Source organism: Acinetobacter soli, assembly GCF_000760595.1.
Classification (GTDB): Bacteria; Pseudomonadota; Gammaproteobacteria; order Pseudomonadales; family Moraxellaceae; genus Acinetobacter; species Acinetobacter soli.
On the sequence record NZ_BBNM01000002.1, the window covers coordinates 181538 to 194016 of the forward strand.

11 protein-coding genes and 2 tRNA genes are annotated in these 12479 nt (G+C 46.4%); 5 read left to right on the forward strand and 8 right to left on the reverse strand.

Features of this window, described 5'->3' with window-relative positions; all coding sequences use genetic code 11:
* Window positions 1-50: 50 nt before the first annotated feature.
* The 7 genes from mraY to Aso01_RS03305 form a co-directional block, all read right to left on the reverse strand.
* Window positions 51-1169, reverse strand: a complete 1119-nt coding sequence (gene mraY / locus Aso01_RS03275; RefSeq protein WP_004934213.1) for a phospho-N-acetylmuramoyl-pentapeptide-transferase — start codon at window positions 1167-1169, stop codon at window positions 51-53.
* Entirely contained in the window at window positions 1170-2576 is a 1407-nt protein-coding gene (locus Aso01_RS03280; RefSeq protein ID WP_004934211.1) for a UDP-N-acetylmuramoyl-tripeptide--D-alanyl-D-alanine ligase, read from the reverse strand.
* Window positions 2577-2584: 8 nt separating this feature from the next.
* Window positions 2585-4081: a UDP-N-acetylmuramoyl-L-alanyl-D-glutamate--2,6-diaminopimelate ligase gene (locus Aso01_RS03285; protein ID WP_004934209.1), complete on the reverse strand. Its 1497-nt coding sequence runs from the start codon at window positions 4079-4081 to the stop codon at window positions 2585-2587.
* A 10-nt stretch (window positions 4082-4091) separates the two neighbouring features.
* The gene (gene ftsI / locus Aso01_RS03290) at window positions 4092-5930 is read right to left on the reverse strand and encodes a penicillin-binding protein PBP3 (protein WP_004934206.1); all 1839 of its coding nucleotides are present in this window, start codon (window positions 5928-5930) and stop codon (window positions 4092-4094) included.
* Between the two features lie 10 nt (window positions 5931-5940).
* A complete protein-coding gene (gene ftsL / locus Aso01_RS03295) occupies window positions 5941-6222 on the reverse strand; it encodes a cell division protein FtsL (protein WP_307888367.1) in 282 nt (93 codons plus the stop codon).
* Window positions 6223-6282: 60 nt separating this feature from the next.
* Window positions 6283-7194, reverse strand: a complete 912-nt coding sequence (gene rsmH / locus Aso01_RS03300; RefSeq protein WP_004934200.1) for a 16S rRNA (cytosine(1402)-N(4))-methyltransferase RsmH — start codon at window positions 7192-7194, stop codon at window positions 6283-6285.
* Between the two features lie 261 nt (window positions 7195-7455).
* A complete protein-coding gene (locus Aso01_RS03305; protein ID WP_004934196.1) occupies window positions 7456-8457 on the reverse strand; it encodes a sulfate ABC transporter substrate-binding protein in 1002 nt (333 codons plus the stop codon).
* 404 nt (window positions 8458-8861) lie between these two features.
* On the opposite strand from Aso01_RS03305, the gene Aso01_RS03310 reads away from it, so the two are divergent.
* From Aso01_RS03310 to Aso01_RS03330, 5 genes are all read left to right on the forward strand, one after another.
* Window positions 8862-9158: a hypothetical protein gene (locus Aso01_RS03310; RefSeq protein WP_004934193.1), complete on the forward strand. Its 297-nt coding sequence runs from the start codon at window positions 8862-8864 to the stop codon at window positions 9156-9158.
* A 127-nt stretch (window positions 9159-9285) separates the two neighbouring features.
* Entirely contained in the window at window positions 9286-10794 is a 1509-nt protein-coding gene (gene gltX, locus Aso01_RS03315) for a glutamate--tRNA ligase (protein WP_004934191.1), read from the forward strand.
* 57 nt (window positions 10795-10851) lie between these two features.
* Window positions 10852-10927, forward strand: a tRNA-Ala gene (locus Aso01_RS03320).
* A 25-nt stretch (window positions 10928-10952) separates the two neighbouring features.
* Window positions 10953-11028 (forward strand) — tRNA-Glu (locus Aso01_RS03325).
* Between the two features lie 94 nt (window positions 11029-11122).
* Window positions 11123-11461, forward strand: coding sequence for a hypothetical protein (locus Aso01_RS03330; RefSeq protein ID WP_004934189.1), 339 nt, complete (start codon window positions 11123-11125; stop codon window positions 11459-11461).
* 35 nt (window positions 11462-11496) lie between these two features.
* Here Aso01_RS03330 and Aso01_RS03335 read toward each other — a convergent pair whose 3' ends face one another.
* A complete protein-coding gene (locus tag Aso01_RS03335; protein WP_004934186.1) occupies window positions 11497-12426 on the reverse strand; it encodes a cation diffusion facilitator family transporter in 930 nt (309 codons plus the stop codon).
* Window positions 12427-12479: the final 53 nt, after the last annotated feature.

Sequence of the window (12479 nt, forward strand, 5' to 3'; positions counted from 1 at the left end):
TCCTCATAAAAAAAGCCGGCGGTGCCGGCTCTTTTTGTCTGATGGGTAGCTTAACGCAATTTTAAAGTCATTAGCCCCAAAACCACCAGCATAATTGTAATAATCCAGAAACGCGTCACGACCTGCGTCTCTTTCCAACCTTGTTTTTCGTAATGGTGATGCAGCGGCGCCATCAAGAACACCCGCTTATTGCGCATTCGCAGCGATCCGATCTGTAAAAATACCGAAACGGCTTCCATCACAAAGACACCGCCCATAATGGCAAATACGATTTCCTGACGCACCATAACTGCAATCGTGCCCAGCATCGCACCCAGTGCGAGTGCACCGACATCACCCATAAAGATTTGCGCAGGGTGTGCGTTGTACCATAAAAATGCAAGACCTGCACCCACCATCGCCGAGCAAATCACCACCAGCTCAGAGGTATATTTCACATATGGAATATGCAAGTAATTGGCAAAACGGATGTCACCAGCCAAATACGCAAATACCCCTAAACCTGCTGCCACCATCACAATCGGCATAATGGCCAAACCATCCAAACCGTCGGTCAGATTGACCGCATTGGAAGCGCCATTGATTACCAGATAAGTAAATACAATAAACGCCAGACCCAAAGGAATGGCCGACAACGGAATGGTGAGATTTTTAAAGAATGGGATCAATAAATCCAGCATGTTGGCAGTGTGAATCGGATTGTCTTGATGTTGTGCAATCACATACAAACTGATTCCCGCACCAATAGAGGCCAGCGACGTCCAGAAAAACTTTTTACGTGCAGGCAGTCCAGCATTGTCTTTATAACGAATTTTGATCCAGTCATCGGCCCAGCCCACAGCGCCAAAAACCACCATCACGCCCAGCACAATCCAAACGTATGGATTGGATAAATCTGCCCAGAGTAAGGTGCTGATTCCAATCGAGAGCAAAATGAGCACACCACCCATCGTGGGTGTTCCCATTTTTTTGGCATGATTTTCAGGTGCAAAAGAACTAACGGCCTGACCGTATTTCAATGCTTGTAGTTTACGAATCATCATCGGACCAAGCATCAAGCCAATTGCCAGTGCCGTAAGGACACTGAGCAACGAACGTAATGTTAAATAACGAATCACTTGGAACGAGCTGTTATAGCCCGATAGATGTTCAAACAACCATAACAGCATTTAAAGTTTCTCCATCAAATCAGCCATCAACGTTTCCATATGGGTATAGCGAGAACCTTTAAACAAGAAACTCATGGACTGGGGTTGATGTTGGTGTGTTAATTCAATTAAAAATGGCAGCGCGTCTGCCTGTGTTGCAAACGCAGTTAATTTTTCTGGATGCTTACTACGCTGGGCACCCTGTTGCATGGCGGCCGCATACTCACCTACCGCCACGACATAATCAATCGCTTCGAGCACAAGATCATGCCCTAAATCGAAATGTTCCTGCGTGCTGGCGTCACCGAGCTCACCAATATCACCCGTCACCATCACTTTTACACCGGTCTGCTGCGCCAGTACGCCTGCGGCAGCCCGCATGGATCCCGGATTAGCATTGTAGGTATCATCGATAAACAGATGCTGCTGGTGACGAATAAAGTTGAGTCGTCCTTTAGCGCCTTGCGCATGCTCAAGCCCTGTCACGATATCATTCAGCTCAATACCCATTGCCAACGCAAAGGCAGTTGCGGCCAATGCATTATCGACATTGTGTTCACCGGCAAAGGGCAAAATCACATGCGCTTGACCACGTGGAGTATGCAGATGAAATTCACTCGATTGTGCATGCAGCACCACATCCGTGGCATATACCTCGCCCCCGTCACCAAAACTTAAATGTTTTTGGGTCCGGACGGCTTGGCGAATCTGCTGGGTAAAGTCGTCATTGGCCGGCACAATTGAAGTGCCTGCAGCATCGATATGATGATAGATCTCGGATTTTGCACGGCAGATACCATCACGCCCACCAAACTCACCCAAATGTGCCGTACCGATATTTAAAATACCCGCCACATGAGGTTGTACCAGTTGCGACGTATAGTCAATTTCGCCCTGATGACTGGCACCCAGCTCCATGACCGCATAACGGTGCTCGGGTTTTAGCTCAAGCAGCATCATCGGTACACCCAAATCGTTATTTAAGTTACCGCGCGTGACCAGCGTCGGCGCCAGTCGCGACAAGATGCTGCCCAACATTTCTTTGGTGGTGGTTTTACCACTACTTCCAGTTAGCGCCATGACCTGTAAGTCTGGATATTGCTGACGACGATAAGCGCCCAAATGCCCAAGCGCCAAGCGGGTGTCCGAAACCACCAATTGGCAGATGTCTAAATTTAGTGGACGCTCTACAATCGCGATCTGACAGCCGTTGGCAGCCACCTGTGCCACAAAGTCATGGGCATCAAAGCGCTCACCTTTGAGGGCAAGAAACACATCGCCGGCTTCGGCATGGCGTGAGTCTGTTAAAATTCTTTTAATTTGCGTACTTGGCGCACGCCCGTTGTGCCAATGGCCTTGGGTCGCGTGCTGTAATTGTGCTGCGGTCCACGGCTCAAGTGGCACCGTACTGGTTGTCGACGTATGCATAAAAAAACCTACTGCGCAGAAGAGGCCGAAGAAATCGATTGATGCTGAGCGTCTAGGGCATTTTGTACCTCGACAACATCATCAAACCAATGGCGTACACCCTGAATATCCTGATAATTTTCGTGGCCTTTTCCAGCGATCACCACAATATCGCCCGCTTGTGCATGATTGACCACATAACGGATTGCATCACGTCGATCATGTAGTTCATACACCTCATGACCAGAAAAATCGATGCCGGCTTTCATATCTGTAAAAATCTGCTCTGGATTTTCTGTCCGTGGATTATCCGATGTCAAAATGACTGGATTTGCGCCATTTAAGGCTGCTTTGGTCATCAGCGGGCGCTTACCCCGATCTCGATCGCCACCACAACCAAACACCGCCCACAAACGCTGCCCGACATGACGCTGCAAAGTTTTCAACACTTGTTCAAGCGCATCTGGTGTATGGGCATAATCCACTACAAAAACGCGCTCTTGATCGCGGATCACTTGCATACGCCCTGGCGCGCCTTTGAGCTGTAGGGTGCTTGCACAAAGCACTGCCAGATCAAAACCGGCTTGCTCTGCTGCAATTAAGCTAGCAACCAAGTTTTCGACATTAAAATGCCCAAGCAATGGGCTGTGTACCGGATACTCGCCCTGCGGCGTAACCAAAGTAAAGCGCGCACCTTCCAAGCTAAAGCTTAAATCTTTAACGCTATAGTCTGCGGCCTGTTGAAGCGAATAGGTAAGCACTTTAGGCTGAGCGGGATTCGCGCGAGCCACTTGCAGCATGAGCGGTGCAAAGGCATCGTCTAGATGAATAATTGCAACTTTTAATGATTCAAAGGCAAACAAACGCGACTTGGCTTCTGCATACGCTTCCAGCGTGCCGTGGTAATCCAGATGATCACGACTTAAATTACTAAATACCGCGATTTCAATGGCACAGCCTTGCAGTCGGCCTTGCTCTAGTCCATGCGAGCTGGCTTCTAGCGCAGCAAATTTGGCGCCTTGCTGTGCATAGTCATGTAAGGCAGACTGAAGCTGTAGTGCGTCGAGTGTGGTGTGCGTCGATGGATTTAAATGCGGTAAAATTCCGTTACCAGTGGTGCCCATCACGGCACAGGTCTGATGTTGCAAGGTCAATAGCTCTGCAATCAGGCGTGAAATAGTGGTTTTACCATTGGTCCCCGTGACGGCGACAATCCGTGCAGGCTCAACAGGTGCAGTATGCTGCAAATAAGCACGTTGCCAGATACCCATGCGGTGGCGGACATCTGGACACACCCATTCTTTTTCCAGCCCCAAAGGCTGTTCGCAAATCACACCTAAAGCACCATGTGCCAGTGCCGCTTCGGCAAAAGCACGGGTTTTTTCTGGCTGTGAATAACTGGTCAGTGCAATAAAAAGCTGATCTTTTTTAATAAAACGGCTGTCGAGACAAAATCCCTGAAACGGTTGATCTCGCCAGCAAACCGCCGCATCTACTGCAGCGATCATTTGAAATGAAACGCGCATTCTCCACCTCTTATTGGCGTTTTAAAATTGGATTACTTGGCGTATCCAATGGTTTATCGAGTGGAACATTCATTAAGCGAAGTGATTCTTGCATCATTCTGGTAAATACAGGCGCTGCCACCAAACCGCCGTAGTAACGTCCTTGCGGGTTTTCCACCACCACAATCATGGCCAAGCGCGGATCACTCACTGGCGCTACACCCGCAAACAGGGCGCGGTATTCATTTTGTGCATAGCCTTTACCATCGGCACGTAATTTATGCGCGGTTCCTGTTTTACCCCCAACACGATATCCCGGAATATTGGCCTGTGTTGCAGTTCCCCCAGGCATTGTCACCTGCTCAAGCATCATCAGCACCTGATCGGCAATTTTTGGGTTGAGGACCTGCTCACCTTTAGGCTTTTCATCCAGTTTACGCAGGCTCAATGGCATTTTTACCCCATGATTGGCCAGCATTGCATAGCCTTGCGCCAACTGTAAAATGGTGGCATTGAGGCCATAACCATAAGCCATGGTTCCAATTTGCGACGGGGTTAGCTTGCTTGCAGGTAAAATCAGACCACCACTCTCGCCGGGAAAATGCACGGCTGATCGCTGACCAAAACCGACACGGCGGAAAAAGGTCGGAATCGAATCTTTCGGTAGCGAAAGGGCAATTTTGGCAGAACCGACGTTGGACGACTTTACAATAACCCCTGTCAGGGTAAGCGCACCATAGTTATGCGTATCGCGAATGGTATGCCAGCCTAAACGCATCGAGCCCGGTGAGGTATTGACAATGGTATTTGGCGTATATTGACCACTTTCGAGCGCTGCTGCCACCGTAAAGGGCTTCATGGTCGAGCCCGGCTCGAACATATCAATCGCGCCGCGGTTACGCATGGCATCCTTATTTGACAGACCATTTTTGTCATTCGGGTTATACGATGGCCAACTCGCCATCGCCAGAATTTCACCGGTTTTTACATCTACTGCAATGGCAGAGGCCGAACGCGCATTGTTGGCCACACCCGCAGCAGTTAACTCACGATACATGATGTATTGCAGACGTGAATCGATACTCAAGGTAATATTTTCGCCTGGCTCACCCTCTCGAATAACTTCGGAGATTTTTAAACGATTACCGCGCTTATCACGAATGACTTTTTGCTCACCATCAATTCCGGCCAGTTGCTTGTTCAGCTGCATTTCCAAGCCTTCAACCCCAATGCCTTCGCTATTGGTTAAACCAATGATCTGGGCATTGGCCTGCGGCTGTGGATAGAAACGCTTATAGTTTTTCTCGGTATAAACACCCTGAAAATTACGCTTCATGATCAGATCTGCTTGCTGCGGCGGAATCTCTTTTTGCAAAACCAGATAGCGCGAACGCGGTCGGGCATACATCTGCTTTTTGAGTTCAGCACGATCCATCCCGACTGCATCGGCCAGTTCATCCAGATTAAGGTTTTTGTCTGGTAACTGTCGCTTGAGCTTGCGATTGTTCGGATCTTTTTTCAGCTCGGCAGAAATTTCATCGTATTCTTTTTTGGTATCGAAATAGTCACGTGGATCAACCACGACCCGCATAATTGGCGTACTGATCGCCAGTGGCACGCCATGACGATCACTAATCACGCCGCGCATCGCTTTGAGCTTTTCTGTTCTTAAAATATTGGCATTGGCCTTATTTTGCAGAAAATCCTTATTGATCACCTGTACATAAAAGGCACGTGCAATCAAAATGGCAAAGCAGAGCAATACCACCGCCCACAGTAAGTAGAACCGCCACAGATCAAACGCCAGTGTGGGTTTCTCTGTAATAGATTGCTGTTTTTTTCTTGTTTGCTTGGTTCGCTTGTCGATCATACAGCAGGCCTTAGTGTTTTTGCTCAGAGGTCATAGGCAATGAAATGACTGCCGTTTGCGCAGCAGGTGGAGAGTACATGCGTAATTGGGTTACAGCACGTGAACCAATTTGCGCGGTTGCACCAAAGGTTTGTTGCTCAATCAGCAAGCGTCCCCACTCGGCATTCAGATCATCTTTTTCACGCATGAAGCCGCTCAGTTCTCGATAATCGTGCCGATACTCAAACACCTGAAATACCACCATCAGCGCACTAACAAAAACCAGAATCACCATTGTGGCATATACCATCATTTTTTTTATCGGCAATGATCCTGCTTTGTCCACGTTGTCTTTTTTATCCATGCTCTGCCTTTATACTAAACGTTCAGCAACCCGAAGCCATGCACTGCGCGAACGCGGATTGGCTTTTACTTCTTCTTCACTGGCCCGTATCCGGGAAATTTTCTTTAAACGGCGCGTATCGATTTGCTGTTGCGGCATGCCCCAGCCAGAATCTTCTGCAATGGTCGATTCCTTTTGAATAAACTGCTTAATCAATCGATCTTCAAGCGAATGGAAACTAATCACTGCCAGACGGGCCTCAGGTTTGAGTAAATCGACCGCCTGTGGCAAAAACTGCTCGATATCTTCAAGCTCTTTATTAATGGCAATTCGAATCGCCTGAAAGGTGCGAGTGGCTGGGTGTTTATGTTTTTCCCACTTCGGATGTGCAGCTTTTACCAACTCCGCCAGTTGTGCTGTAGTTTCAAGTAAACCCGCTTGCTTAATGGCTCTGGCAATACGGCGGCTGTATCGTTCTTCGCCATACTGATAAATAATATTGGCTAACGCTTCTTCTTCAATATGCAGCAACCATTCTGCGGCGGTCTGACCCTGAGAGTTGTCCATACGCATATCGAGTGGCCCGTCTTGCATAAAACTAAAACCACGTTCGGCCTGATCGAGCTGCGGAGAAGACACACCAAGGTCTGCCATAATGCCATCGACATGCTCAATGCCCCGCTGGTTCAACTCGGTTTGAATATCGGCAAAACTGGCATGAATAATGTGAAAGCGTGAATCTTCTTGCTCGAGCTGGTGTGCCACCGCCAACGCTTGCGGGTCTTTGTCAAATCCGTAAACTTGCGCATCTGGGCCCAGTTTGGAGAGCAATAAACGGGTATGACCGCCACGGCCAAAGGTGCCGTCAATATAAATTCCTGTGTCGCGATTGGCCAGTAAGGCATCTACAGTTTCATGAAGTAAGACAGAAATATGCGACATAGGTAAGGCGTCAGAAAAATGTTAAAAATTTAACTGCACATTATCACCTTGTTTGAGCAAAGCTCCAAATGTCTTTTTGTAGGGAAATATTACTTTTTATCGATAAATTCATTTAATTTTTCTTTTTTGTTTAGCTTTAAATCAATTACTTAGCACAGTCTGACTCAAACTGAAAGCAAGCAGGTGAATTTTTGGCCTTTTACCCTCACTTCAACTGCTCAAACATTCAGCAGATATAACCTCCCTTCAGATCATGCGACATTACGGCTTTTCTGTATAAATCTGATCAAAGATGGCGCCATTCACAAAATGGGTCTTTTGCGCTTTGGCCCAGCCACCAAAGACGGAGTCGATGGTAAATAATTTAATCTTGGGAAATTTCGCTGCATATTTTGCTGCAACCTGTGGATTTCGCGGTCTAAAGTTGTATTTGGCTGCCAGTGTTTGCCCCGCAGGTGAATACAGATAATTCAAATACGCTTTGGCCAGATTACGGTTTCCATCCTTATCGACCGTTTTATCGACAATCGCCACCGATGGCTCAGCCAAAATCGAAATTGAAGGATAAATAATTTCAAACTTATCTTTGCCAAGGCCCTGTGTCGCCAGCAGTGCTTCATTTTCCCAAGATAATAGAACATCACCAATGCCTCGTTCGGCAAAAGTAGTCAGCGAGCCACGCGCTCCCGAGTCGAGTACTTTGACATTTTGATACAAGGCCTTAACCAAGGCACGGGCTTTGCTGTCATTACCTCCCGGTTGTTTCAGCGCATATCCCCATGCCGAGAGGTAAATCCAGCGTGGTGCTCCTCCAGTTTTTGGATTTGGCGTAATAATTTCCACGCCCGGTTTGGTCAGATCATTCCAGTCTTTAATGGCTTTAGGGTTACCTTTACGAACCAAAAATACAATGGTCGACGTATACGGCGCTGCATTGTTTGGAAATTGCTGCTGCCAGTTTTTCTTGATCAGACCAGCATTGACAATTTCGTCGATATCATTGGCCAAGGCCAAGGTCACCACATCGGCCTGTAAACCATCTATGACCGCCCGTGCCTGCTTTCCAGAGCCACCATGTGACTGTTTAAAATTAATCTCCTGCCCTGTTCGCGATTTCCAGAAGTGTGAAAAGGCTTGGTTATATTCCTGATAAAACTCACGTGTAGGATCATAAGACACATTTAAAAAGTCTTTTGCTGCATGCGTTTGTACTGCACCCCACCCCAGCAATGCCACAAAAGACAACTTTAAAATATTTTTCATTATTGTTCACCTTTACTATTTTTTGATAAGAAAAACCTCTTTAAAGCATAAACAAAGTTACAAACGAATAGTTATACGAAAAAAATCAGTCTTCATCGCTATTTCTGCTATGCATAAATTTTCGGCTAAACCCATGTTTATCATCAGATTAAGTGTAGCCCGGCTTAACAAATAGGAATCATTCTTACAATCTTCATTGTTTGTACATAGTTTTTCTAAATAATAGATTTGGAGCAGCGGAGTCTCTCTAGCGCACTAAAAGCTCACCAAGTTCTTTGTCTTTTTGTAAAAAATGTGACGTAGTTCAAATTTTATATTGATAAAACATGGTGAATTTGTACAATTAGTGCTACGTAAGATGGACGCTAAAAACAATTCATCGTTGTAATTTTGGGGAAATGAACATGCAGTTTGTTAAAATTTTGGGGCTCAGCTTGAGCTTAAGTATTCTAGCGCCTATGGGATTTGCTGCATCACTCGACAATAGTGCAGTCAAAACATCTGGAATCACCACTGCTCCGTCGCCTTTAATTGAAAAGGCGCTCAATCAGCAAAAACGTAATGTCTCGGCCTTAGGCAACGACAACGACCTGATCATGCTCAATAGTCTGCGCGTGACCGCATCTCAAAACTTTTTTGCGACACAGCATCAGCGTTTTTCACGTTTTGTCCAGTCGCTCTTTCAACCACATAGCTCGTAATTTTCTAAACGTAGCCCCCACTACGTGATTCATCAAAAGCCTGATCTCTGACTAAAATTAATGGTCTAGATATCAGGCTTTTTCCGTTATACTGTCTCTCAAATTTCATCTTGTTTTTTTAGGCCCTATGAAAGTTCGTACGCGTATTGCACCCTCTCCAACTGGTTTTCCCCATGTAGGTACAGCTTACATTGCTTTGTTTAATCTGTGCTTTGCCAAACAACATGGCGGTGAATTCATTTTACGTATTGAAGATACCGATCAGCTTCGTTCGACGCCAGAATCTGAGCAAATGATTTTGGATTCTTTGCGCTGGTTAGGATTGAACTGGTCTGAAGGGCCAGATGTGGGCGGTCCACATGCGCCGTATCGTCAATCTGAACGTATGGGGATTTATAAGCAATACGCACTGGATTTGGTTGAAAAAGGTCACGCGTTTTATTGCTTTGCAACCGCAGAAGAACTCGACCAAATGCGTGCCGAACAGCAGGCGCGTGGCGAAACCCCAAAATACGATGGTCGCGGACTCAAGCTTTCTGAAGAAGAAGTACAGCGCCGTCTGGCTGCGGGTGAACCCCATGTAATCCGCATGAAAGTACCTGAAGAGGGAATTTGTAAATTTAACGATTTACTGCGTGGTGAAGTCGAAATCCCTTGGGCACAGGTCGATATGCAAGTCTTGCTCAAGACAGACGGTTTACCTACCTACCATTTGGCCAACGTGGTGGATGACCACCTCATGGAAATTACACACGTTTTGCGTGGTGAGGAGTGGTTACCGTCTGCGCCAAAGCATCAGTTGTTGTATCAATATTTTGGTTGGGAAATGCCAACGCTGTGTCATATGCCGTTGCTACGTAATCCAGACAAATCCAAACTTTCCAAGCGTAAAAACCCGACATCGATCAATTACTACCGCGATATTGGGGTATTGCCAGAAGCATTGCTGAACTACTTGGGCCGCATGGGCTGGTCTATGCCAGACGAGCGTGAAGTCTTCACGCTTCAAGACATGATTGAGCATTTTGATATTCAACGTGTATCTTTAGGCGGTCCAATTTTTGATGTCGACAAATTAAACTGGCTCAATGGGCAATGGATCAAATCGCTTACGCCGGGGCAATTGCTTGACCGCCTGCTCAACTGGAAAAATGATCGTGCGACGCTTGAAGATATTGCTGCTGCGATTCAGCCACGTATCAACTTGCTGTCTGAGGCAGTGAATTGGGCTGGTTTTTACTTTAATCATATGCCTACCATTACGGCAGAGATGTTTGAAAGCAAAAAACTAAGCAGTGAACAGGTTCGCCAAAGCTTGCAATTTGCAATCTGGCGCTTAGAAAGTCAGTTTACTTGGAACAACGAGACCGTGAGTCAGATTCTGATGGATCTTGCCAATCAAATGGACATCAAGCTGCGTGATTTCATGCCTGCGTTTTTTATTGCAATTGCCGGATCGACCAGCTCTACCCCAGTGATGCAATCGATGGTGACCTTAGGCCCGGATTTAACCTTTGCCCGTTTACGTCGTGCGCTTGAAATTGTAGGTGCACCGAGCAAAAAAGAGCTAAAAGTGTGGGAAAAACTCAATGAAAGCTTGAAATTGCCGAAAAATGAAGCAGTTGATCAATCTTAATTGATTTTATAGTTGACGGATGAGCGCAATCCCCCTAATATTGCGCTCACACAGACTGGGGTCATAGCTCAGTTGGTAGAGCGCTACAATGGCATTGTAGAGGTCAGCGGTTCGATCCCGCTTGGCTCCACCAAATCTCAGATTGTGTAGCCTCACAAGTCCCTATCGTCTAGAGGCCTAGGACATCGCCCTTTCACGGCGGTAACCGGGGTTCGAATCCCCGTAGGGACGCCAAATTCAAGAAAAGCCGCTGACTTACAGCGGCTTTTTTTATTTCTGATTTTGCTGACTCTTCGCTAAAATGAGAAAAAAGCCAGATGGAGATCCCATGCAATACCGTTGCCCCAAATGTCAAAGTGTAAAAATCATGCCGGTTAGTCAAGGCACCACCAGCGCACGCCCCGTGGTTCCTAAAAGTCTGGTGATTTTGCTGCCTTCTATTTTTATTCTGCTGTTACTGGTTCTGATCAGTTTAAGTATGTGGATTTTTGGAGATGGCGCTGGCACCAACCTGCAAATTGCAACCGTGGTGGTTTTTGTGGTGGCTGCTGGTTCTGGTTTGATGTTTTGGCGAGATTTACCAGATTTTAAATTGTCGATGCAATCTTTTATGCAATCGCAAAAACACTGGAAATGCCGTGAATGTCATCACGAATGGCAAATCTAAGTCATCTGATGTGACATATTAAAAAAAACCATCTGTTAGTGCAGATGGTTTTTTTCTGGGTGTGCATGAGTATGTGCATGTGCCACACATTCATCTTCTTCTATCTGTAAGGTAATTTCAGCAATGCCATGTTTGTGCGACAGCATTTCATAGGCCGCATGGTACAAAGCATTACGATCCGCAGTAGGTGCAAACAAATGAACCGTCAAATGAATGTTTTTAGAGGTAATGGCCCAAACCTTAAGCTGATGAATACTTTCAACTCCCTCTAAATTTAATAAATCCTCTCGAAGCTGTTCCACATCAATTTCTTCAGGCACTCCTTCTAGCAAAATGTTGATGCTCTGACGTAGCAAAATCCAGGTACGAGGCAAGACCCAAAAGCCAATCGCGACCGCAATAATGGTATCGACCCAATACCACTGGGTGAAGTAAATCACGATTGCCCCGATAATGACCCCAACTGACCCCAAAGCATCGCTGAGCACCTCAAGATAAGCGCCTTTCATATTCAGATTTTCAGTGGCACTCGACATCAAAATTTTCATCGAGATTAAATTAATGATCAAGCCGAGACTGGCCACAATCAACATGCCCATACTCTGGATTTCGGGAGGTTGGCTAAAGCGCTGATAGGCCTCGTACAAAATATAGATCGCCACCACAAACAACATTAAGGCGTTAAATAAGGCCGCCAAGATTTCAAAGCGCTGATAACCGAAGGTTCGTTTGTCATCTGCCGGGCGTTTGGCAATTTTGATGGCCACCAGTGCAATTGCGAGGGCAGCAGCATCGGTAAACATATGCGCCGCATCGGACAACAACGCTAAACTTTGTGTAATGAAGCCAGCCACCACTTCGACGACTAAAAAAATACAGGTCAATACCAATGCAAAGGTTAACTTTTTGGCATTGTCTTGTGTCACAACAGCATGACTATGATCATGCCCGTGATGTGTCCCCATACTGAACTCCTTATTTTTGAATCGATGTGTTGTAAATAGACGCCTCTATGTAC